This is a genomic window from Georgenia wangjunii (assembly GCF_036421975.1).
In the GTDB taxonomy this organism is placed as follows: domain Bacteria; phylum Actinomycetota; class Actinomycetes; order Actinomycetales; family Actinomycetaceae; genus Georgenia_A; species Georgenia_A wangjunii.
Genome location: NZ_JAZGON010000003.1, coordinates 161,124 through 184,174, shown reverse-complemented (window position 1 = coordinate 184,174; position 23,051 = coordinate 161,124). Strand labels below are relative to the sequence as shown.

14 protein-coding genes are annotated in these 23,051 nt (G+C 72.1%); 3 read left to right on the top strand and 11 right to left on the bottom strand.

The window, feature by feature from the left end:
• Positions 1–116 precede the first annotated feature (116 nt).
• The 10 genes from V2J63_RS06930 to V2J63_RS06885 form a co-directional block, all read right to left on the bottom strand.
• Complete coding sequence (locus V2J63_RS06930) at positions 117–251, bottom strand: hypothetical protein (protein ID WP_331230285.1); 135 nt, start codon at positions 249–251, stop codon at positions 117–119.
• A 158-nt stretch (positions 252–409) separates the two neighbouring features.
• Positions 410–3,445: a fibronectin type III domain-containing protein gene (locus tag V2J63_RS06925; RefSeq protein WP_331230284.1), complete on the bottom strand. Its 3,036-nt coding sequence runs from the start codon at positions 3,443–3,445 to the stop codon at positions 410–412.
• Positions 3,446–3,715: 270 nt separating this feature from the next.
• Complete coding sequence (locus tag V2J63_RS06920; protein WP_331230283.1) at positions 3,716–7,882, bottom strand: phosphodiester glycosidase family protein; 4,167 nt, start codon at positions 7,880–7,882, stop codon at positions 3,716–3,718.
• A 160-nt stretch (positions 7,883–8,042) separates the two neighbouring features.
• Positions 8,043–9,446, bottom strand: coding sequence for an MFS transporter (locus tag V2J63_RS06915; RefSeq protein WP_331230282.1), 1,404 nt, complete (start codon positions 9,444–9,446; stop codon positions 8,043–8,045).
• Positions 9,447–9,454: 8 nt separating this feature from the next.
• The gene (locus V2J63_RS06910; RefSeq protein ID WP_331230281.1) at positions 9,455–10,432 is read right to left on the bottom strand and encodes an ABC transporter ATP-binding protein; all 978 of its coding nucleotides are present in this window, start codon (positions 10,430–10,432) and stop codon (positions 9,455–9,457) included.
• A gap of 38 nt (positions 10,433–10,470) precedes the next feature.
• A complete protein-coding gene (locus V2J63_RS06905; protein ID WP_331230280.1) occupies positions 10,471–11,508 on the bottom strand; it encodes an ABC transporter ATP-binding protein in 1,038 nt (345 codons plus the stop codon).
• A gap of 9 nt (positions 11,509–11,517) precedes the next feature.
• Positions 11,518–12,396, bottom strand: a complete 879-nt coding sequence (locus tag V2J63_RS06900) for an ABC transporter permease (RefSeq protein ID WP_331230279.1) — start codon at positions 12,394–12,396, stop codon at positions 11,518–11,520.
• Complete coding sequence (locus V2J63_RS06895) at positions 12,393–13,805, bottom strand: metal-dependent hydrolase family protein (RefSeq protein WP_331230278.1); 1,413 nt, start codon at positions 13,803–13,805, stop codon at positions 12,393–12,395. Before V2J63_RS06895 ends, V2J63_RS06900 begins: the two co-directional genes overlap by 4 nt.
• A gap of 12 nt (positions 13,806–13,817) precedes the next feature.
• Positions 13,818–14,753, bottom strand: a complete 936-nt coding sequence (locus V2J63_RS06890) for an ABC transporter permease (RefSeq protein ID WP_331230277.1) — start codon at positions 14,751–14,753, stop codon at positions 13,818–13,820.
• A 33-nt stretch (positions 14,754–14,786) separates the two neighbouring features.
• Entirely contained in the window at positions 14,787–16,445 is a 1,659-nt protein-coding gene (locus tag V2J63_RS06885) for an ABC transporter substrate-binding protein (protein WP_331230276.1), read from the bottom strand.
• 232 nt (positions 16,446–16,677) lie between these two features.
• On the opposite strand from V2J63_RS06885, the gene V2J63_RS06880 reads away from it, so the two are divergent.
• Both V2J63_RS06880 and V2J63_RS06875 read left to right on the top strand, forming a co-directional pair.
• Positions 16,678–17,478 carry a helix-turn-helix transcriptional regulator gene (locus V2J63_RS06880; protein ID WP_331230275.1) on the top strand — a complete coding sequence of 267 codons (801 nt, stop codon included), beginning with the start codon at positions 16,678–16,680 and terminating at the stop codon, positions 17,476–17,478.
• On the top strand, positions 17,475–18,641 hold the full coding sequence (locus V2J63_RS06875) for a MalY/PatB family protein (protein ID WP_331230274.1): 1,167 nt from the start codon (positions 17,475–17,477) through the stop codon (positions 18,639–18,641). The genes V2J63_RS06880 and V2J63_RS06875 overlap by 4 nt, the downstream gene beginning before the upstream one ends.
• A 50-nt stretch (positions 18,642–18,691) precedes the next feature.
• Here the strand turns inward: V2J63_RS06875 and V2J63_RS06870 are convergent, their stop codons facing one another.
• Positions 18,692–20,032: an MFS transporter gene (locus V2J63_RS06870; RefSeq protein ID WP_331230273.1), complete on the bottom strand. Its 1,341-nt coding sequence runs from the start codon at positions 20,030–20,032 to the stop codon at positions 18,692–18,694.
• Between the two features lie 826 nt (positions 20,033–20,858).
• On the opposite strand from V2J63_RS06870, the gene V2J63_RS06865 reads away from it, so the two are divergent.
• Positions 20,859–22,991, top strand: coding sequence for a hypothetical protein (locus tag V2J63_RS06865; protein WP_331230272.1), 2,133 nt, complete (start codon positions 20,859–20,861; stop codon positions 22,989–22,991).
• Positions 22,992–23,051: the final 60 nt, after the last annotated feature.

The window sequence follows — 23,051 nt, the reverse complement described above, 5'->3', positions numbered from 1 at the left end:
AACTCCTCCGTCAGGTGGGGACGCTCGGACCGTAGGCGGCCCCGGTGACCGGAAGGTGAACCACGACTGTCCGTCATCCGAACAGCGGCTGACGGGCGTCTGGCGTGGCGCGTCGCTCAGACCGCCTGGTCGGCCCGTTCCCAGCCCGAGAGGCGGGCATCGAGCAGTGCGGTCATCGCCGCGAGCTCCTGCCACTGCGTCGGTCTGAGCGTGACGACCCGGCGGCGGCGGAACGAGACCGACAGGCGCACGGCGACATAGCCCCACGACTCGCTCGTCCCGCCCGCCTCGCCGCCGCGGGTGAGCCTGACCTGGCCGTGCGCCGCTCGGCCGATCGGCGCCGGGGTTCGCGCGGAACGCCGAGGGGCCCCGCGAGATCGCTCGCGGGGCCCCTCGGTCGCTGCGTCGATCAGGACATCTGGTTCGCCCGCGTCCGACGGACCACGCTCACCATGAGACCGGCGAGGAGCAGCGCCAGGGCGCCGCCCGCGAGCGCCTCGACGGGCGCGCCGGTGCTCGGCAGGCTTCCGCCGCCGGGCGCGTCGTCTCCGTCATCGTCGCCGCCACCGCTACCGGTTCCCTCGTTCGGGTCGGTGCCCGGACCAGCCGGGTCGGTCCCGGGATCGGTCGGGTCCGTGCCCGGGTCGGTCGGGCCGGTGCCCGGATCCGTCGGGTCGGCCCCCGGGTCCGTCGGGTCCGTGCCCGGGTCCGTCGGGTCGGTCCCCGGGTCCGTGGGCACCTCGCCGCCGACGACGGTCACTGTCGCGGTGCCCGACCTGGTGCTGTAGGTCTCGCCGGCCACGTCGTTGGTGAACACAGCGCGGTACTGCGCGCCGTCCGTAGCGTCGGGGACGACGAGCGTGTCGGACGTCGCGCCCACGACCGCGGTCCACGCGTCCGAACCCGCCGTGCGCAGCTCCCACTGCACGGCCGGCGTCGGCACGCCCCAGGCGCTCGCGCTGAAGCTGGCAGGTTCGCCCGCGTCCACGGTCACCGGTGACGGCGACGATGTGATCCGGGGAGCCTGGTGGCGCCCCGCCACGACGACCGGGGCCTCCGCGGACGTGCTGGTGAGGTAGACGAGCCCGAGCTCGCGATCGATCGACACGGCCTCGACGTCCGCGGCCAGCCCGCTCTCGCGGTGCACCGTCTCGGTGAGGACATCGACGACCGAGACACCACCATCCGCGGTGGCGTGACCGACGTACACGCGACCGTTGCCCTGGTCGAGCTCGACGCTGCGCGTTCCCGCGTCCAGCGTGTGCTCCTGCACGACCTCGAGGCCACCACGACCGTTGTAGAGGCGCAGAGCGCCGGCGTCGCCGTCGTCGAACGTCACGTACAGGATCCCCGTGGCGGGGTCGACCTTCATGCGCTGCACGCCGGCGGGGACAACCGTCTGGCCCGCGAGCGAGCCGTTGTCGATGTCGATCGCGACGATGATGCTGCCGGCGCCCAGCGCCGACGCGTCCAGCGCGAGGTAGGCCATCTGCGCCCCCGCGTCGAACCCGACGCCGCGGATCGGTGCGACGTCGAACGGAGCGGGCAGGGCGAGCGGCTCGTCGAGGAGCGGCGCGCCGAACCCCGCCGCACCCGCGACGAACCCGTTGGCCAGGTAGGCGCCGTCCTGCTCCCAGCCGACGAGCATCATGCCGCCCTCGACGGTCGAGTAGGTGAGGTCGATGACCGGTCCGCCGACCTCGAAGGAGCGCAGCACGGTGTCGGTGGCGACGTCGACCGCCTCGATCCGCCCCGTGCCGTCGGTCGCCTGGTCGGCGACGAACAGCACGCCGTTGCGCTCGTCGTAGGCGCTCGGGCCGGGTACGGCGGCTGAGGGCGAACGGAGCTCACCCAGCGCGACATGACCGAGCGGCACGTCAGCAGGCTCCTCGGCCGGTTCCTCGTCGGTCGGCTCCTCCGGGTCCGCGGGGTCGACGGGGTTGACCGGGTCCGGTCCCTCACCCGGTGCGGGGACGTCCACGCCGTCCTCCGTGACCCACTTGGTGCCGTCGTCGCGCTTGGTGATGGTGAACGAGTCCAGCAGTCCGCCGACGGGCACATCGGTCGTCGACGCCTCGTCCCCGTCCCACTTCGCCGCCACGTACGACTCGTACCGCAGCGTTCCACCGCTCACCGTGATGCCCTGGAAGGTGGACGTCTGACCGGCCCGCACCACCTGCGTGGCGCCGTTGCGCGTCCAGACGTTGTCGTCCTCGGGCTGCTGGTCGTAGTACTTCGGGCCCGCCACCGACACCGCGTAGACCGGCCCCGTCGTGATGCCCGGCGTCGTCGTGGCGTCGCTCGAGACGTAGCCGCGCGCGTAGGTGTGGTCGTGCCCCATGAGGACGAGGTCGATGTCGTTCTCCTGGAAGACGGGGAGCCATGCCTCGCGCAGGTCCACCTCATCGCGCCCGACCGCCGTCGAGAACACCGGCTGGTGGAAGGTCGCCACTGCCCACTGGTTCGGGTTCGTCGAGAGCACGTGGTCGAGCCACGCGGCCTGGAGGTCGAGCCACAGCGCGACCGGGTCGGCGCAGCCGATGAGGCACGGCGGCAGGTACTCCGGGGTGAACAGCGCCGTCGCCTGGCTTCGGCTCGCGTTGAGCGCGATGAACCGGACCCCCTGGTAGTCCGTGTAGTACACGGTCTCCTCGATGACCTCGGCCATGTGCTCGCGGTACGCGCGCTCCTGCGCGGCCGCTGCCGAGTCGCCCTCGACGGTGCCCGCCTCGGGGCCGTTGGCCGGGTACTCGAAGTTCGACTTCCACTGGCGCAAGAAGCTGTCGTCGCTGTACTCGTGGTTGCCGGGGGCGGCGATGACGTTGCTCGTCTGCGAGAAGCCGTCCATGCCCGCGAACCACTGGTCCCACTCGGTGTTGTTCGAGTTGTTGATGAGGTCGCCCGCGTTGACGGTGCCGATCGCGTCGGGGAAGGCGCTGTACCCGGCCTCCACCGCCGGCCGCCACGTGCTGTCGAGCTCGTTCTGCGCATCGCCGAAGTAGAGGAACGTGAACTCCTCGCCCGGCTGGCCGGCCGTGCGGAAGGTCCAGGTCTCGTCCACGGCCTCGTCAGAGCCGACGTAGTACTCGTACTCGGTCCCCGGCACGAGACCGGTGACGGTGGCCGAGTGGCTCACCGTGGCGGGACCGTCGGTCGAGATGGGCGCGTTCGTGTACGCCTCGACGACGCGCCAGTCGTCGGTGCTGCCGGCGAGACGGATGTGCACCGCCCCGTCGAGCACCTCGGCGCCGGTGCGCCAGCTGAACGACTGGGCCGTCGAGGGATCGGAGGCCGGCGTGAGCACGACCCGGTCGGGGCGGGCGTCGGTCACGCTCTCGGCCCCGACGGCAGGCGCCGTCACGGCGAGCGCCGCACCGAGGGCGACCATGGATGCGAGGGCGACGCTGCTGGTGCGCCGACGGCGTCGGGAACCGTGGACGGTCATGCGGGGATCGGACATGGGGCGCCTTTCTGGTGGCGGTGTCGCCGTGACGCTAATGACGTGGGGTGAAGAGAAGGAGCACGCACCATGGCCGGGCGATGAACATCGCCGAGCCGGCTGGGCCGTGCACATCGGGGAGTGCTCCGGCGACATAGGCACAGCCACGCTCCCCGTTGATCTCCTCCCGCTAGGTGCGCCGGCGGCTGAGCGACGTTCGCGGAACGGCCGAGGGCCCCGCGAGATCGCTCGCGGGGCCCTCGGTCGCTGCGTCGGTCAGGACAGCGGGGTCGCCCGCGTCCGGCGGACCACGCCCACCATGAGACCGGCGAGGAGCAGCACCAGGGCGCCGCCCGCGAGCGCCTCGACCGGTGCGCCCGTGCTCGGGAGGCTTCCGCCGCCGCCCGCGGTGCCGTCACCGCTGACGCCGTCAGTGCCGTCACCGCTGACGCCGTCATCGTCCGCGCCGCCGGTGGGGTCGCCACCGGGAGACGTCGCGGCCGTGACCGTGAGCTCTACCTCGGCCACGAGGCCCGATGCCAGCCCCGTGACGGCAAGGACGTGCTCCCCGACCGGCGTGCCGGCCGGTATCCGGACCGTCGCACTGACGATGCCGTTGTCGTCGGTCGCCACCGCGGCCAGGACGCCACCGCCGAGCAGCTCGATCTCGACCTGCTCGTCGGGCAGGAAGCCCTGCGCCGTGACGACGAGCTCGCCGCCCACCGCGACGCTCCGCGCGCTGAGCGAGACCCGCGCCGGGCCGGGCTCGTCGGTGGGCTCCTCCGAGGGCTCCTCGGTGGTCGGCTCGTCCGTCGGCTCCTCCGTCGTCGGCTCCTCGGTCGGCTCCTCCGTCGTCGGCTCCTCGGTCGGCTCCTCCGTCGTCGGCTCCTCGGTCGGCTCCTCCGTCGTCGGCTCCTCGGTCGGCTCCTCCGTCGTCGGCTCCTCGGTCGGCTCGTCCGAGGGCTCCTCCGTGGTCGGCTCCTCGGTCGGCTCCGGCTCGGGCTCCGCCAGCGCCGGCACGGCCACCGCGATCGCGTGCGTGGCGGTCACCCCGTTGACGGTCACCGAGATCTCGACGTCCTCGGTACGCACCACGTCCGTCAGCTCCTGCTCGGGGGCCGCCGGCACGAGCGCCTCGCCGTCCCAGCGGCGGTCGAGCGAGCTGAGCAGTCCCGTGACCGGGTCGAGCGCGACGAGTGCGTCGGTCGGCGCCGAGCCCGCGGTCCCGACGTGCACGCCGTCGCTCCCGGCCCACGCCGCCGAGACGGGCCACTGGACGGGCACCTCGCGGGTGTCGTCCTGGGTGAGGGTCGCGGTGACGACGGCGAAGTCGGTACCGGTGATCGATGCGGGCGCCGTGATCTCGATGGACGCCACGCGCGCCATGATCTCGACGTCGAGCCACTCGCCCGCGGCCGAGGCCCAGGCGCCCTGAGCCGGGTCGACCCCGAGCATGCTCCAGCCTGTGAATCCGCCGTTGTCCGGTGTCGAGCTCGGGCTCTTGCCCGAGTTCCCGTTGATGAGGTGGACGACGCCGTCCTGGCTGCGGGCGCTGAACGCCCCCACGTGGGAGCCGATGTACGCCGTCGACTTCCCGGACGACTCGCGGAAGTCGGAGAGCCAGTCCTCGAGCATCGCGGCCTCCTGACGGTCGCTCAGCTGGCTGGCCGCCGTCGGGAGGAAGTCACGCGTCGGGTGATGCCCGAAGACGAGGACACCGGAGATGGCCGGGTCCACCGCCGCCGCGTCGAGCTGGGCGCGCAGCATGGCGACCTGCGCGAACTCGGAGCCGAGGGTGCCGGTCGCGGTGTTGAGGGTGATGAACCGCGTCCCGTCCATGTCGAAGTGCTGGTGCGTCGGTCCGAACTCCGCGATGAAGTTGTCGATCGGGCCGGCCATGACCTCGTGGTTGCCCGGCACGTAGTACCAGGGGAAGTCCGCAGCCGCGAGCTCCTCGTCGAGGATCGCGCGGGCGAGGTCGAAGTCCTCGGGGGCTGCCTCGTCGACGAAGTCACCGTTGATGACGAGCACGTCCGGGTTGGCCGCGACGATCTCCTGGAGCGCCTCGCGCGCACCGGCGACGGCGGGTGAGGTGGGGTTGCGTGCGACGAACTGCGCGTCGGACATGACCGCCACCCGCAGCGGAGCGTCGTCCGTCGCGCCGGCCGGCACAACAGCGGCGTCGTGGAAGCGTTCAACCTGCGGCGCCTCGGCGAGCGGGGCGACGACGGCCTGGACGTCGTCGACCTGGACGGTGGTCCGGTACTGGTTCGCCGCCGCCGACTCGTAGAGCGCGAGCGAGCGGAAGCGCACCGGGGAGGCGAGCGTCTGCGGGACGGGGACGCTGATGTATTGCCACTCGGTCCCCTCGACGCGTGGGCCGTAGATGTACTGCGCGCGCCCGTCCGCGTCGATGAGCGTGAAGTAGGTCGCGGGGTTGCCGTCACCGTCGCCCTTGAACCAGGCGCCGACCTCCTGGAGCTGACCGTCGAACGGCTCGAAGAAGCTGAGGTCGGTCGAGGGGTACATGTTCGCGGTGCGGGTGCCGCTCTGCTCGTCGAACCCGATCGTCATCGCGAGGCCCGAGCCGTCCCGGCCCTCACCCGGCGCGAGGACGTTCGTCGAGCGCGCGCCCGCCGTGTACCAGCTCGCTGCGTCGTCGAACGTCGTGACCGCGACATCGTTCACCCCGATGAGGACGGAGACCTCCGCCTCGGCGTCGCCGACCGCGAGGGTGAGGTTCGCCGAGCCCGTCTCGACGAGCGCGGAGACGTCGAACGTCGACGCCGATCCTGCCTCGAGCGAGAGGAGCCCGTCGGCGCCGGTGACGGTGACGTCCGCGGCGTCGATCGGGGCGGAGAAGCCCCGGGCGTCGTAGCCGATGACACCGAGCTGGGCGACAGCCTCGGGCGAGGGCATGGCCAGCACGGAGCGGGTCGCCTCGATGCGCGCGAGGTCGCCGAGGACGTGCACGCCGAGCTGCCCGGTGGCGTCCCCCGCCGCAGCGGTGACGGTCGTCCGCCCCGGTGCGACGGCGGTGAGTACGCCGTCCGTGACCGTGGCGACGGCCTCGTCGCTCGAGGTCCATGCCTCGGCGGGGCTGGCGACGGCGTGGTGGTTCTCGTCGTAGCCGAGCGCCTCGAGCGGGCGGTGCAGGCCGGGGAAGACGCGCGCGGCGTCGTCGGCCGCGAGGGCCGGGCGGACCGTGTAGGCCTGAACGACGCCGGACCCCTTCTCGACGATGACGCCGAGCCCGTTCGCGTCCTCGCGCTCGACGCCGTCGGACGGGGAGTTGATGACCTCCGCGCCGTCCTCCCCCGGCTCCTGGGAGACGAGCGTGGTCGAGCCGCCGCCGTCGAGGTTGAGCGCGTTGTCCGCGCCGAGGTCGCGCATGAAGACGGCGAGCTCGTCGAGCGAGAGCCCGCGGCTCAGCGTCGTGCGGCCATCGACCGCGGCGAGGATGAGGCGCGTCCCGCCGTCGTCGAGGCCCACGGCCGTGCGGGGGTGGACGCTCTTGTCGCCGAAGGTCCGGACCTCGCCATCACCGACGAGCGTCTGCCCCGCCTGGCCGCCGACCGCGACGACCGCCCTGTCCGCGTCGGAGCGGACCGAGTAGGAGGTCTGGACCGTGTCGCCGGCGTCGAGGCCGCGCAGCTGATCCGCGAGCGGGCCGGCCGGCGCGACGATGACGCGCACGCTCGCAGGGATCTCCCCCTCACCGACGGGCTGAGCCGTGGTGATGACCGAGGAGCTGGCGTCGATCCAGACCTCGACGGCCCCGGCGCGGTCCGGCAGGTTGTTCGCACGGGCGTACGTGCCCCACTCGGAGTTGAAGACGGCGACGCCGTCGCCGGGGAAGTTCGAGGTGTTGACGCCCGTGAGGGGCATCCGGCTCTCGCCGCCGTTGATGACGGCCGTGCCCTCGAGGAAGACCTCGGTGATGTGCCCGAGGCCGCGCGAGTCGATGACGAGGGCGTTGTTGTGGCCCGGGACGGGCGACTTGACGATGCCGTCCTCCGCGTCGACGCCGATCCCGTTCGCCGCGCCGGAGTTGTTGATGTCGAAGAAGTCGCCGTTGACGCCGGCGAACGCGCCCTCCTCCTCGACCATGTCGAGGACCGTCTTGTTGCCTGCCACGGCGCCAGGGTGGAGGTAGTCGATCGAGATCGCGGGGTTCTCGAGGTCGATCTCGAGGACCGCGCCCCGCAGCCAGCCCGCAGCCTCGTAGCGGGTGAACTCCGTCAGGCGCACGCCCGGGGAGACGGTCGTCTCGTCCTGCCGGTGGACGATGGCGGTCCCCGAGCTCGTCAGGTCGAGGGAGTCCCCGGGCGGTGCGGCGGCCGCCACGGTGGCGGGCCCCACGGCGAGGCCGATGACGGCGAGGAGTCCGAGGGCGACGTCACGTGGACGCCGTCGAAGTAGGTGATCGTTGCGCAGGGACACGTGGCTTCCTTGGCTGCAGGGGTCGGCTATGGCCCCCGCAGTCCACCGGACCGGGATGTCCGACAGGTGACCCTGACGTGGCTCGAGCACGACGCCGCACTGAACACATGCACCCGGCGGGAAGGCTCTCCGCCAGAGGGGCTGCTCCGCCGGTGGGCGCTCAGCTGCTGCCGACGACGCCTGCGGCGGGCGCGGTGGCGGGCGTCGTCGGGGACGGCGGTTCCGCCGGGTGCTCCGGGCGCCGGAGGAGGCCGACGAGGAGGACGATGACCGGCACGAGGATGAGCGCACCGCCGATGTTGACGGCGTGGAAGCCCCCGGCAGCAAGGACGGGCCCGGCGAGGGCCGCCGCCGAGGCACCGGCGTAGTTCATGCCGGCATCAGTGGCTCCTTGCAGGGGCACGCGCACCGCGTCGCTCGACGTGCTCGTGATGAGGGCGGAGGCGGAGATGGTCGTCGCCGACCACCCGAGCCCGAGCACCGTCAGCGCCACCGCGGTGAGCGAGCCGTGCGCGTGCGTCGAGGCGGCGACGAACCCGAGGACGATTGCGACGACGAGGATCGCCACCCCGAGCGTCGCCGTGCGGATCGCTCCGTAGCGGTCCGCGAGCCAGCCGAACACCGGGCTGAGGGCGAACATCCCGAGCACGTGCAGGCTGATGACGATCCCGACGACCTCGAGCGACATCCCGTTGTGCTGCATGTGCAGCGGGGTCATCACCATGACCATGACCATGACGGCGTGGCCGCCGGCGAGGAGGACGACGGCGAAACGCGGCACCCGACGCGCGAGCGCCCACCGCAGCGCCTGCACCGCGCCCATGGTCGGCGCATGGCTCGCCGCGCTGCCGACGCGGCCCCCAGCACCCTCGCCACTGGCGGGCAGGCCGGGAGCGAGGCCCCCGGCCGGAGCGGCGGCCGGAACCCGGGACGCGCTGGCACCGGTCGGCGCGCCGCCAGCGTCCGCCCCCACCGCCGCGACCCGCGCCGGCCGGTAGAACAGCGCCACGGCGAGCCCGGCACCGGCGAACGAGACGAGCGAGAAGAGGTAGGGGCCCGCGAGCCCTGGCACCCCGACGGACGTCCCGAGCCGCTCGCCGACGGCGCTGAGGTTGGGGCCGGCGACGGAGCCGATCGTCGTGGCCCAGATGACGATCGACATCGCCTTGGCCCGGCTGGCGGCGGGCACCCCCTCGGCGGCTGCGTAGCGGGACTGCAGGTTGACCGCCTGCGCCACGCCGAAGAGCCCGAGTCCGAGCAGGAGGACGAGGATCTGCCCGACGACCGCGGCGGTGATGATGAGCACCGCCCCGGTCAGCGCTATCGCGTACCCGGTGGCGAGGGACCACCGGCGCCCGTGACGCGTGGCCATCGTCGCGAGCGGGATCGCGGCGATGGCCGCGCCGAGGACGCTCGCGGCCTGACCGAGCCCGGCGATCGCGGTCCCGCCGTGCTCCTCGACGAGGAGCGCGCCGACGGCGACGCCCGAGGCGACCCCGACGCCTCCCAGGAGGTTGCTCGCGATGAGGACCCCGATGGGCCGGCTGTCTGCTTCCGTCCGCACGGGTCCTCCTAGAGCTGTCCGGCGAAGTGGCACTCGGACGTGTGTCCGGGGCCGACCCTCACCACGGGTGGTGCGATGTCGGCGCAGATGTCCTGCGCCATGGGGCAGCGGGTGCGGAAGCGGCAGCCGCTGGGGATGTTGAGCGGCGTGGGCGGCTCCCCGCGCAGCACCACCCGCTCGCGCTTGAGGGAGGGGTCCGGCACCGGCGAGGCTGCGAGCAGCGCCTTGGTGTACGGGTGCTGCGGGTTGTCGAAGAGCTCGTCGACGCCCGCGACCTCCACGATGCGGCCGAGGTACATGACCCCGACCCGCTGCGCCACCTGCCGGACGATGGGCAGCCCGTGCGCGATGAACAGATAGGTGAGACCGAGCCGCTCACGCAGATCACCGAGGAGGTTGGTGATCTGCGCCTGGACCGAGACGTCGAGGGCGGAGACCGCCTCGTCGGCGAGGATGAGGCTCGGGTTGACCGAGATCGCGCGGGCGATCCCGACGCGCTGGCGCTGGCCGCCGCTGAGTGCGCGCGGCCGGGCCGTGGCCCGCGAGGGGTCGAGGCCCACGGCTCGGAGCAGCTCGGCCACCCGGTCCTCCAGCGCGGAGCCACGGAGGTTGTCGAAGACCCGCAGGGGTTCCCCGATGATGTCCCCCACGCGCATGCGGGGGTTGAGCGAGCCCAGCGGGTCCTGGAAGACGACCTGCATGTGCCGCCGTGTCCGCCGCAGCACCTCCCCCTCGATGCTCGTGATGTCGTGCCCGTCGAAGTCGATGGTCCCCGCGGTGGGCGTCGCGAGGCGGACGGCGAGCCGGCCAAGGGTCGACTTCCCGGAGCCGGACTCCCCGACGAGCCCGAACGTCTCGCCGCGGGCGATGTCGAGCGTGACGCCATCGACGGCCTTGAGCACGCTCGGCGGACGGAAGGGGTTGGCCGTGGTGCGCACCTGGAAGTGCTTGGACACCGAGCGCATCGACAGGATCGGGTCGCTCACGACCTCCCCCGCGGCGGTGGGGTGCGTGACCGGCGCGCTCACAGCAGCGCCCCGTCCGGCACCGGCGTCGCGCTGCGCGGGTCCGTCGGTGGTCGCTCACCGAGAGGGTGCCAGCAGGCGGCCGTGCTGACCCCCACGCTCGCCAAGGGCGGGGTCTCCGTCGTGCACCGCTCGGTCGCGCGCGGGCAGCGCGGGTGGAACGAGCACCCCGGGGGCAGTGCTGAGGGATCGGGCACGGTGCCGCCGATGGCCGGCAGCTTCTCCGGCCGCGCACCGACCATCGGAGGGATGCACGCGAGCAGCCCGGCGGTGTACGGGTGCTGCGCGGCGGTGAACGCGGCGCCCGGGTCTGCGTCCTCGACGACGCGCCCGGCGTACATGACGACGACCCGGTCGGCCAGGTCCGCCGCGACGCCCATGTCGTGGGTGACGAGGAGGACGGACATGTCCGTCTCCACACGCAGCCGGTCGAGGAGCTCGAGGATCTGCGCCTGGATCGTCACGTCCAGCGCCGTCGTCGGCTCGTCGGCGATGAGGAGGCGGGGCTGGGTCAGCAGCGCCATGGCGATCATGACCCGCTGGCACATCCCGCCCGAGAGCTGGTGCGGGTAGCTGCGGAGCACGCGCGTGCCGTCGTGGATGCCCACCTCGGCGAGCGCCTCGCTCATCCGTGCCCGCTCGGCCTTGCCACTCAGCTTCTCCCGGCGCCGCAGGCCCTCGCGCAGCTGGGACTCGACGGTGTACACCGGGTCGAGGGAGCTGAGCGGCTCCTGGAACACCATGCTGAGGTCCCGCCCCCGCAGCCGGCGCATCTGCTCCTTGCCGAGGCCGAACAGGTCGGTGCCCTCGAACAGGGCCTGCCCGCTGACCCGCATACGGCCGTCGAGCTGGGTGAGCCCCATGATCGTGCGGGCGGTGACGGACTTGCCGCTGCCGGACTCCCCCACGAGGCACACGACCTCCCCGCGACGGACCTCGAGCGTCGCGTCGCGGACGAGCGGCACCCGGCTGCGGCCGCGGTCGAGCTCCACCTGGACGCCCCTGAGATCGAGGAGCGTGTCCTTCGAGCTGGTCATGGCGTTCTCCTAGTCCGCGTCGAGGGTGTCGCGCAGCCAGTCCCCGAGGAGGCTGACGGCGATGACGGTGAGGGTGAGGGCCACGCCGGGGAACGTCGAGATCCACCAGGCGTTGGCGAGGTAGGGCTGACCCATCGAGAGAAGCTGGCCCCAGTCGGGTACGTCGGTGCGCGGGCCGAGCCCGAGGAAGCTGAGCGAGGCGGCGATGACGATCGCGACGCCGACGCTCACGGTCGCGAGCACGATGATCGGCGCGATGGCGTTCGGCAGGACGTGGCGCAGGAGGATGCGGCTCTGGCGGAAGCCGTTCGAGCGCGCGGCCTCGATGTACAGGCGCCCCCGCACGGACATCACCTGCCCGCGCATGACGCGGTAGAACTGCGGCACCGTGGCGACGCCGACGGCGAGGATGAGGTTCGTCGTCGTCGGGCCGAGCGCGGCGGTGATCATGAGGGCGAGCAGCACGCCGGGGAACGCCATGAACATGTCCATGAGCCGTCCCGCCACCATGTCCACCCAGCCGCCGACGTACCCCGCGACGAGCCCGATGAGCCCGCCGACCGCCACCCCGAACGCCGTGGCGAACAAGCCGATGATCATGGCGCTACGGGCCCCGTGGACGAGGAGCGTGAGGATCGAGCGGCCGTAGTGGTCGGTGCCGAGGACCGTCTCGGTCCCCGGCTCGGTCATCGCCCGGGCCGGGTTCAGCTCCGTGGGGTCACCGCCGGCGAGGAGGCCCGGCAGGACTGCCGCGACGACGACGAGCACCAACCACCCGAGCGACAGGCCGAGCACGGTGTTGTTGACGGAGAAGCGCGGCAGGCGAGCGCGGTCGAACCGGGACCGGGCGAGGACGGGCTCGGCGACGGCCGGGTCGAGGGTGGTCATCGCCGTCCCCCTCCGGTGGGGACGGGCGCCGGCGGCATCGGCGTCACCGCCGGTAGCGACGGGTCCACCTCCGCCGGCAACGCCTCTGCGGGGAGGACCGCCGACGGCGCGACGCTCGCGCCGTCGTCGTCCGGCGCCGTCCCGGCCGCCGCTGCGTCCGCCTCGGCCCGTGCCCGCACCTTCTCCCGGAAGAGCGGGGGCAGGGTCTCGAACGAGAGGGGCGCGATGGGCGGCAGCGCGTCGGGCGTGAACGGGACCCCGCGCGCCAGGACGAGCCGCAGCGCGTACAGGGCCGCGAGGTCCTCCCGCGGGTCCCCGGCCACGGCGATGACGTCCGCCGAGGCTCCGGCGGTGAGCTGCCCCGCCACCCCGGCCAGCCCCAGCGCCTCGGCGGCCCGGCTCGTCGCCGCGAGGAGCACCTCGTGGACGGGCAGGCCGGCGTCGGTCATCCCCTCGAGCCCGCCGACGAAGCCGTGGTGCGGGGTGTTGTCGATCCCGGCGTCGGTGCTCGCGATGATCTTCGCCCCGCGCCGGTACAGCTCGGCGAGGGCGAACTCGCTGTCCGGCATGAGCGCCCGGATCTCCCGCATCCGCACGTTGCAGGTCGGAGACACGTAGACCGGCGCGGCGCCGATGCGGTCGGCGAGCTCGGGATCGACTCCCCCGAAACCGTCCTCCGTCTGGAAGGAGCAGTGCTCGAGGGTGTCGACGCCCGCGTCGAGCGCGCGCCGGATGCCCTCGGTGCCGTGCGCGTGGGCGGCCACCCGCTTGCCGAGGCGGTGCGCCTCCTCGACCGCGGCGGTGAGCTCGGCCGTGGTGAACTGCGCGTGCCAGGGCGCCGAGCCGACGGTCATGTTGCCGCCGGTGGACATGATCTTGATGGCGTCCACCCCGGCCTTGTGGTGGCGGCGGACCATCCTGCGCACGTCGTCGACCCCGTCGGCCTCGGCTCCCATGAACCAGCAGTGGCCCCCGGTGACGGTGATCGGCGCCCCCGCGGCGATGATGCGCGGCCCCCGGGCCGTCCCGGCCGCGATGGCGTCGCGGACGACGACGTCGAGGTACGCGCGCGCCCCGAGGTCCCGGGCGGTGGTCACCCCGACGCTGAGGAGCTGCCGCGCGCTGGCGAGCATCGTGGCCACCTGCTGCGCGTCGCTCTCCGCCCTCATCCGCGCGACGGGGGCGGGGCCGCCGTCGAACGCGAGGTGGACGTGGGCGTCGATGAGGCCGGGCATCACGGTGACGTCGCCGAGGTCCTCGATGTCGGGGTCAACCCCCGTGACGTCGGTGGTGAGCTCGGCGGCCGGGCCCACCCAGGCGATGGTGCCGCCGTCGATGACGACGGCTCCCCGCTCGACGAGCTCGAGATCGGCGCCGGACAGGACACGGTCTGCGATGAGGATCTTCATGGTTCTCCGCTCTCATGCCTTCGCCGCGGTCGACCGCACGCGCGGGTCGATGACGGCGTAGGAGATGTCGACGACGATGTTGATGACGATGTAGAGGGCCGCGATGACGAGCACGACGCCTTGGATGACGGGGTAGTCGTTGCCGGCGATGGCCTGTACGAGCATCTGGCCCAGGCCCTGCCGGGTGAAGACCGCCTCGACGATGACCGCGCCGGCCACGAGCGCACCGAGCTGGAGCCCGACGATGGTCACCGTGGGGATGATCGCGTTGCGCAGCACGTGCTTCATGACGACGACGCCGGAGCGCAGCCCCTTGGCGTGCAGCGCCGTGACGAAGGTGTCGCCCATGACCTCGATGACGCTGTTGCGCACGAGCCGGGTCACCGTCCCGGCCGCCGAGAGGCCGAGCGTGATCGCCGGCAGCACGAGGGCGATGAGCCCGTCGTTGCCGGTGGCCGGGAACCAACCGAGCGCCAGGGAGAAGACCATGATGAGGAGGAGCCCGACCCAGAAGGAGGGCATCGCCGTCGTCACGAGGCTGAGCACCCGGATGGCGCTGTCGATCGGGCCGTTGCGCCGGATGGCGGCGATCGAGCCGAGCACGATGCCGGTGACCGCTGAGACGGCAGCTGCCGCGAGCGCCAGCTGGAGGGTGGGGCCGATCTTGTCCACGATCATCCCGCTGACGGGTTGCCGGGAGGCGTAGGAGGTCCCGAGGTCGAACGTGAGGGCGTCGGTGAGGAACCGCCAGTACTGCACGAGCAGCGGTTGGTCGAGGCCGAACTGCGTCCGGAGGTTGGCCACCATCTCGGGGGTGGCCGCCGCCCCTCCCAGGAGAGCCGCGAGCGGGTCGCCCGGGAGGAGGCGGAGGGTGATGAACAGGATGACGGTGACGCCCAGGAGCGTGGGGATGCCCGCGAGCACCCGCTTGCCGATGACGTAGCCCATGCCGGTCGTCTCCTCTCGTTGAGGGCTGGAGGCCTACTCGGCGAGGTACGCGTCGTAGAGGATCGGGTAGCCCTCGGCGTCGAAGCGCACGCCCGCGAGGCCGTTGAGGGCCAGGGAGTACGTCGGGACGTAGATGGCGACCGAGCGCGCCTCGTCGATGACGGTGGCCTGGACCTCGGCGTAGATCTCGGCCCGCTCGTCGGCGTCGGTGCTCTGCTGACCCTGGGCCAGGAGCTCGGTGATCGCGGGGACGTCCGTGTGGCTGCCGTTGAAGCCGTTGCGCCCGGGCGCGGGGATGAAGGCGGGGTCGTACATCTGGTAGAGCACGTTGGGGTCGACGGCCACGAGGCTCAGCCCGCTGATGTTGTACTCGTTCTCCTGCGACCGTGTCGTCGTCTGGGCGAGCTGCTCGAAGACCACCTCGACGTCGAAGCCGACGTCCTCGAGGTTCGCCTCGAAGAACGTCGCGAGGTCCTGGCGCTTCTCCCGGTTGGGCGAGGCCTCCATGTAGACGATCTCGAGGCGTGCGCCGTCCTTCTCGCGCACGCCGTCGGCGCCCTCGATCCACCCGGCCTCGTCCAGCAGCGTCGCGGCGGCCTCCGCGTCGAACTCGAACGCCCCCTCGAGGTCCTCGGCGTAAGCGATGGTGCTCGGCGCGAGGGCTGTCCAGGCCCGCTCCCGCACGCCCATGTAGAGGGCGCTCACCGCGGAGTCGATGTCGAGGGCCGCGCGTGCCGCCTCACGGACCGCCTGGTCGTCGAACGGCGGCTTCGAGCTGTTGAAGTGGAGCTGGTACGGCGCGCCGGACTGCTCCTGGGAGACGAACTCGAGGCTCGAGTCGGCCTCGAAGGCAGCGACCTCCTCCTCCGGGACGCCGCTGCCCGCCTGGACGCTGCCGTTGCGCACGGAGCCCATCCGCACGGTGGCGTCCGGGATGATCTGGAAGGTCAACGTCTCGAGGTGCGCGGCGCCGGTGTGCTCGGCGTTGCCCGGGGCCCAGTCGTAGGCCTCGTTACGGACGAGCTCGACGCGGTCGTCCGGGGTGTAGCTGTCGAACTCGTACGGGCCGGAGCCCGTCGGGTCGATGAGGTAGTCCGCGGGCGGTACCGCAGCGGCCGCCGTCGGGGAGTTCATGCCGAGGAACGGCGACGTGAGGTTGTTGAGGAACGGCGCGAACGGCGCGGACATCGTCACCACGGCGGTGACCGCGTCGGGCGCGGTGCAGGACGTGTAGGACCCGATGAGGCCGATGGCGTAGATCGACGCCGTCTCCGGGTCCGCGATCCGGTCGAGGTTGAAGCACACGGCCGCGGCGTCGAAGGCCGTCCCGTCGTGGAAGGTGACGTCGTCCCGGACGGTGAAGGTGTACTCGAGCCCGTCGTCGCTGACGGCGAAGTCGGTCGCGAGCCACGGCTGGAGGGCGCCGTCCTCGTCGAGGTAGAGGAGCGAGTCGAACACCTGCCGCAGGACGCGGGCGTCCTGCGCGGCGGGCGTGACGTTGGGGTCGAACCCGAAGAATCCGGAGTCGACGGCGAACGTGGCGGAGCCACCGGAGGTGGGTTCCCCGGTAGCGGTGCCGGCTGCGCCGGCGTCCGCGCTCTCGCCGTCGTCCGTGCTCGAGCACGCCGCGAGGGCGAGCGCGGCGATGGCCGCGACTGCGGCGGTGCGTAGGGGGCTGTGCGCAGAAGACATTGCTCCTCCTTGGACGCCGGGTGGATCGGTGGAGGGCCACCGCCGCCTCTGAGGGGACGGAACTTTCGACGTGCTGTTGACATTAGGAACTCTTGATTGAGTCCCACAAGAGTCTGTTGAAAGAAGCAACCAACTGTTGACGGGCGAGAAACACGGCGGCAACATCCCAGGGAGAACGTCGACATCAAGGTCGACGTGCGACGCCGCGCCCCGCGCCGGAGAGGACACCGTGATGAGTTCCAGGACGACCGCACGCCCCGCCGACATCCCGACGGCGGCCGTGGCCGAGACCCCTCCGGCGGCCGTGGCCGACGAGCGGGACCGGCTCATGGCCCTGTTCGTCGACCTCGTCGAACCCCTCGGCCAGGCGCTGCCGACCTACTCCGAGGTGGTCCTGCACGACCTCGGGTGCCTACCCCACTCGATCGTGGCCGTCCACGGGGACGTCACCGGCCGCCGGGTGGGAGACCCAGCGACCGACCTCCTCCTCGAGCAGGCCGCGTCGGGCGACCTGCGCCACATGATCGGCTACCGCACGCAGCTCGCGGACGGTCGGGCCCTGCGCTCGACGACGATGGTCCTGCGGGACAGCGGCGGCGAGCCGTTCGCCGCCCTGTGCATCAACTCGGACCTCTCCCTGTGGGAGTCGTTGCAGCGCGTGGCCGGCCAGATGATCGGGGCCAACGGCGGCGCCCCGGCGCCGACCGACGCCGAGCCGCACGAACCGGGCGCCGCCGGCGAGGTCTTCGTCCGCGACGTGGACGAGCTGGCCGCGACCCTCATCCACGAGGCGATCCGCGAGCAGGCGGTCCCGGTCAACCTCATGAAGAAGGAGCACAAGCTCGCGGTGGTGCGCTCCCTCAAGGAGCGGGGGATGTTCCTCCTGCGCGACGCCGTGGAGATGATCGCGACGTCCCTCGAGGTCACCCGCTTCACCATCTACAACTACCTCAACGAGATCGACGACCAGAACGGCAGCACACCCACCAAGCGCACCGAGGCGCGCCTGGCCAAACGAAGGGAAACCTCATGATTCAGGCGACCGGCTTTGACGAGGTCACGATCGACGAGCTCCGCGGCGTCGGAGGCGTGAAATGGACCGCGTTCCCGGGAACGATCGGCGCCTTCGTCGCCGAGATGGACTTCGGGACCGCCCCGGCCATCACCCAGGCCCTGCACAGCGCCGTGGACGTCGGTTCCTTCGGCTACCTGCCGACGGCGATGGCGACGCGGATGTCCGAGGCCTACGCCGAGTGGTCCCGCACCCGTTACGGCTGGGACGTCCCGGCCGAGCGCGTGCGCCCGCTGCCCGACGTCCTCGCCGGGCTCGAGGCCGCGATCCGGCACTTCTCCACGCCCGGCTCCGCGGTCATCCTGCCGACCCCGGCGTACATGCCGTTCGTCTCCATGCCGCCCGCCCTCGGCCGTGAGGTCATCGAGGTGCCGATGGCGGTCGAGGACGGCCGCTACGTCTACGACCTCGACGCCCTCGACGCCGCCTTCCGCGCCGGCGGGAACCTCCTCATCCTGTGCAACCCCCACAACCCGGTGGGCCGGGTGCTCGAGCGAGCGGAGATGCTTGCCATCAGCGAGGTCGTGGAGCGCCACGGCGGCCGCGTCTTCTCCGACGAGATCCACGCCCCACTCGTCTTCGCCGGCTACCAGCACGTGCCCTACGCGTCCATCTCGGAGGCCGCCGCCGGCCACACGGTCACCGCCACATCTGCCTCCAAGGCGTGGAACCTGCCCGGGATGAAGTGCGCCCAGCTGGTCCTGTCCAACGACGCCGACGCCGCCGTGTGGGCGAAGGTCGGCATGATGGCTGAGCACGGCGCGGCGAACCTCGGCGTCGTGGCCAACACCGCCGCGTACACCGCCGGCGGGCAGTGGCTCGACGACGTCCTCGGCTACCTCGACGCGAACCGGAAGGCGCTCGGCGTGCTCCTCGCGGGGCAGATTCCCGAGATCCGCTACGTCGCACCCGAGGGCACGTACCTCGCGTGGCTCGACTGCCGTGAGCTCGACCTCGGGGTCAGCCCGGCCACGTTCTTCCTCGACGAGGCGGGCGTGGCGATGACGGACGGGGCGATGTGCGGGCAGGCCGGCATCGGTTTCTCCCGCTTCAACGTCGCGACGCCGCGGCCGATCCTCGAGCGCGCCGTCACCCAGATGGCCGAGGCGCTCGCGCGCCGCTGAGGGACTCGCGCTCAAGGCGAGCACTGTGAACCTCACGAGAGCCGGGGACTTCAGCTGCCTCCGGCCGCCGCGGGAGGCGCGGTCGCGGGCGTCGTCGTGGACGGCGGTTCCGCCGGGTGCTCCGGGCGCCGGAGGAGGCCGACGAGGAGGACGATGACCGGCACGAGGATGAGCGCACCGCCGATGTTGACCGCCTGGAAGCCGCCGGCGGCGAGGACGGGCCCGGCGACGGCCGCGGCGCTGGCGCCGGCGTAGTTCATGCCGGCGTCCGTGACGCCCTGCAGGGGCACGCGCACGGCGTCCGTCGACGTGCTCGTGATGAGCGCGGAGGCGGAGATCGTCGTCGCCGACCAGCCGAGCCCGAGCACCGTCAGCGCCACCGCGGTGAGGGAGCCGTGCGCGTGCGTCCAGGCCGCGGCGAACCCGAGGACGACGGCGAGCACGAGCACGAAGACCCCGAGAGTCGCCGTCGGGATCGCGCCGAAGCGGTCGACGAGCCAGCCGAACACCGGGCTGAGGGCGAACATCCCGAGCACGTGGAGGCTGATGACGATCCCGACGACCTCGAGGGACATCCCGTTGTGCTGCAGGTGGAGCGGGGTCATCACCATGACCATGACCATGACGGCGTGGCCGCCGGCGAGGAGGACGACGGCGAAACGCGGCACGCGTCGGCCGAGCGCCCACCGCAGTGCCTGGATCGCTCCCATCGTCGGTGTCGTGTCGATGGCGGCCGTGGTGGTGGTGGCTGACTCGACCGGAGGAGCGACGGCGTCCTCGCCGTCGTCCAGCTCGTCCACGGCCGGGGCCTGAGCCGGCCGGTAGAACAGCGCCACGGCGAGGCCGGCTGTGGCGAACGACACGAGCGAGAAGAGATACGGCCCAGCGAGCCCTGGCACCCCCACCGACTCCCCGAGCCGCGCGCCGACGGCACTGAGGTTCGGGCCGGCGACGGAGCCGATCGTCGTGGCCCAGATGACGATCGACATCGACTTCGCGCGGCTCGCGACGGGCACCCCCTCGGTGGCCGCGTACCGGGACTGCAGGTTGACCGCCTGGGCGACCCCGAAGAGCCCGAGCCCGAGGAGCAGGACGAGGATCTGCCCCAGCAGCGCGGCGGTGATGATGAGCACCGCGCCCGTCAGCGCGATCCCGTAGCCCGTCGCGAGGGACCGACGGCGGCCATGGCGCGCGGCCATCGTGGCGAGCGGGATCGCCGCTATCGCCGCACCGAGGACGCTCGCGGCCTGGCCCACGCCCGCGATCGCGGTGCCGCCGTGCTCCTCGACGAGCAGCGCACCCACCGCGGCACCGGAGGCGATCCCAACCCCGCCGAGGAGGTTGCTGACGATGAGGACGGTCAGACGCCGTCGGCCTGCTTGCGTCGGCACGGATCCTCCTCGGGCACTCCAGCCGGGCGGCACCAGGTTGTGCCCGCCCGCCCCGCGCCGCTGGGTGCGATGTCGGTGCGGATGCCCTGCGTCATCGAACAGCATTCCCGAAAGGGCCGTCTACCTCCGGGCGCATTCCGCGCGCCCCTCGCTCGTACTACGCTCGCCGAAAAGGTCGTGCGTTGCTCAACGAGGAGCCGTCATGGACCGTGCTGACCGCCCCGTCCGACGTCGGTCGCGCGCGGCATGGGTGGGCGCTCTCGCCCTCGCCGTCCTCGCCGGTGCGGCGTCTGCCGCTCACGCCGGGCCGGGGGCGCGGGCGCCGGCCGGGCTCGCCTCGGTCGCCACCGTCTCCCCGATCTCCACGGTCGACGACGTCTGCGCGCGTGCGGCCGCCCTCAACGCCCAGGGACAACCGGCGGAGGCGCTCACCCTCATCGACGACCTCCGTGGCGTCGGGACGGACGGCGTGGAGGACCTCCTGCGCCCGGACAGGGCGGGGGCGAGCTGTCACGCTGAGCGCAACGAGGCGCTCCGCCGGACGGCGCTGGGGAAGCAGCTCGCGCGAGCCGCGGACGCAGCCGCGACGCTCGACGAGCCCTCGCCGTCGGCCGCTCCTGCGAGTCCTTCGCGAGGGACGACCGCAACCGAGGAGCCGTCCTCCGACGCGACGGGGTCCCCGAGTCCGCTCGAGCGGGCGAGGGCGGAGCTCGCTCTGCTCCTTCCCGGCGTCGATCTCGATCGGGAGCCAACCCGGCTACCGGCGGCGCTGAGGTGCTCGGCGCCCGCGCTTCCCGCGACGCCGCCGGCGCCGACGCTCGAGGACGTGCTGCGGGCGGCGGCGAGGTCCTGCGACCGGGGCTCGCTCGCCGCCGAGGCGTCGCCGACATGGAGCGAGGAGGTGGAGACGTCGTGGGAGGCACTGTCGAAGAAGCACCTCGCCCCGCTTGTGGACACGGCGGTCGGCGCCCTGGCGATCTTCGCCGTCGGCGTTGTCGTCTCCCTGCTGCTGACGTGGCCGGTCGGGTGGCTCACGACGTGGGTCACCACCGGCGGGCGGCGCGGCAGCGGCCCGGGCGGCCCCGGCCGGAAGGCGGTAGCGGTCAGTGAAGGTGACCGGCTCGTGCGCATGGCACTCGGCGTGGCGGTGCTCGCCATGGGGACCCTGGCACCGATCGTCCTCCCTCAGCACGAGCACGTGCTCGGGGCCATCGCGCTGACCCTCGCCGTAGGAGCGGTGCTGACGGCGTGGGCCATGAGCCAGTCGCTCCGCCTGTCTGTCCGGGTCACCGACAACTCCGGGAAGGACGACCACAACGCGTCGGGGCACGTCGCCGCGCTCATCCGTGAGCTGACGCTCGGCGACCTCAAGGGCCTTGAGACGCCGGCTCCGGCCGGGGACACAGGCCTCGCCATGGCCGGGCTGTCGACGACGCCCGAGGGCCGCGTCGCCAAGGCGGTCTACAAAGTCCTCGAGCTCCTCGTCCCCCGCACCCCATGGGTGGTTCGCATCCAGGTCGAGTCGGATGACGTGCACGCGGTCTCCGTCTCACAGCACGGCCGGGTGGTGCGCGCGGACGTCGTCGAACGCGACCTGCTTGGTCTGCGCGTGCCGCTGGCAGATTCCTCTGGAAAGACGACCGCGGTGGGAAAGGACGCAACGCCGGTGCTGCCCGACATGCACCGCATGTGTGCGGCGGTCGTCGTCGCGGCGTTCGCGGAACGCTACGCGATGCCCACCCTTGCGGGCGCCAGCAACTGGATAGGGATCGGGCTGCACTTCGTCGCCAAGACCGATCTGGTTCACAACAAGCCTGAGCGCGGCGAGATCCTCGGCCGGGCCCTGGCCGAGGACCCCGACAACCGGCCGGTGCTGCTCGAGTACTGGCACCACCGGTTCCGCCAGTCGACTGACCAGCACGACCTTCTCTTGTATGCCAGCTTCCTGGGTGACTTCGTCGCGCTCGAGGAACCGAGTCCGACGGAGTCGTTGATTCTGCGTGCTCGATATTCGCGCTTCGCCGCCCTCGTCAACCGCGCCTACGTCCGATGCCCGGACGGGCCGCAGGGCGCGGAAAGGGCGAACATCGTCGCGGCGATCTACGCGCTCGACGCGGCGGTTCGCAGCGCGACGTACGCCCCCGGGGTGGATGAGTCGTGGCTTAGGACGATGCGCGCCCGCCTGGCGCCGGCGCTCAATCTGTTGGTGGCGTATGAGTGCCGCACGGCGAAGGAGGCTGCCAAGGCGAAGGCCGATGCCAGTGTGCCGGGAACGCCTGCCGTCATCCGGACGGCTGCTGCCGCCCGGGCCGACGCCGCCCAGGCTGCCTTGAGTAAGGCCAAGGAAACTCTCATAGCGGCGAAGCTCTTAGCAGACAGCGCGCAGGCTATGGAGCCACGGCTGTGGCCCCCTGTCGTCGCCTATGACTGGGCCTGCTCCTTCGCCTCGGACGGCAGATGGAACGAGGCCGTCAAACATCTGCGCGCCGCCGTCGGGGAAGAGTGGCTCGACAAGTGGCGGATCGAGGACCCGCAGCTCAAGCACCTGAAGGAACATAGCTCGTACAGACGCGCATTCGGGCGTGAGCCGGTCGGCGACTTCCTCGAACTGACGGTGATCGAGCCCCACGCGACGATGCTCAAGCGCATCGGTGCCACGTCGGCCAGCGCCACCCTGAGGACCCCGCACCTCGACACACTGCTGAACACGACGCCAGCCGAAGCCGCGAGAATTCGGCAGACTGCACGCCTCACACTGGACGTTCCGGGGCGGCTGGGCGCGTGGCGCCTGGAGATCGCAGACCTTCTGACCTCACGTGGAGAGTTCGAGGTCGTCCCAGGCGAGCGTCCTGATCTCGTGACGGAGCTGTTCACGAGCATGGGCGCCTCCCTTAAGGCTCCACCCAAGGAGGCTGACCTCGCCGCGTGGTTGGGGGCGCCGCCGTCGAACGAGGCTTGACGACGGGCTTCGCCCGTCAGCGAGTCGACTCCTGGCCCAGGTCGACCGCCCACGTACATA

Coding starts and splice junctions, on each gene's coding strand:
- V2J63_RS06925 (WP_331230284.1), bottom strand. CDS start 3,445: ATGACCGTCCACGGTTCCCGACGCCGTCGGCGCACCAGCAGCGTCGCC.
- V2J63_RS06905 (WP_331230280.1), bottom strand. CDS start 11,508: ATGACCAGCTCGAAGGACACGCTCCTCGATCTCAGGGGCGTCCAGGTG.
- V2J63_RS06900 (WP_331230279.1), bottom strand. CDS start 12,396: ATGACCACCCTCGACCCGGCCGTCGCCGAGCCCGTCCTCGCCCGGTCC.
- V2J63_RS06895 (WP_331230278.1), bottom strand. CDS start 13,805: ATGAAGATCCTCATCGCAGACCGTGTCCTGTCCGGCGCCGATCTCGAG.
- V2J63_RS06890 (WP_331230277.1), bottom strand. CDS start 14,753: ATGGGCTACGTCATCGGCAAGCGGGTGCTCGCGGGCATCCCCACGCTC.
- V2J63_RS06885 (WP_331230276.1), bottom strand. CDS start 16,445: ATGTCTTCTGCGCACAGCCCCCTACGCACCGCCGCAGTCGCGGCCATC.
- V2J63_RS06880 (WP_331230275.1), top strand. CDS start 16,678: ATGAGTTCCAGGACGACCGCACGCCCCGCCGACATCCCGACGGCGGCC.
- V2J63_RS06875 (WP_331230274.1), top strand. CDS start 17,475: ATGATTCAGGCGACCGGCTTTGACGAGGTCACGATCGACGAGCTCCGC.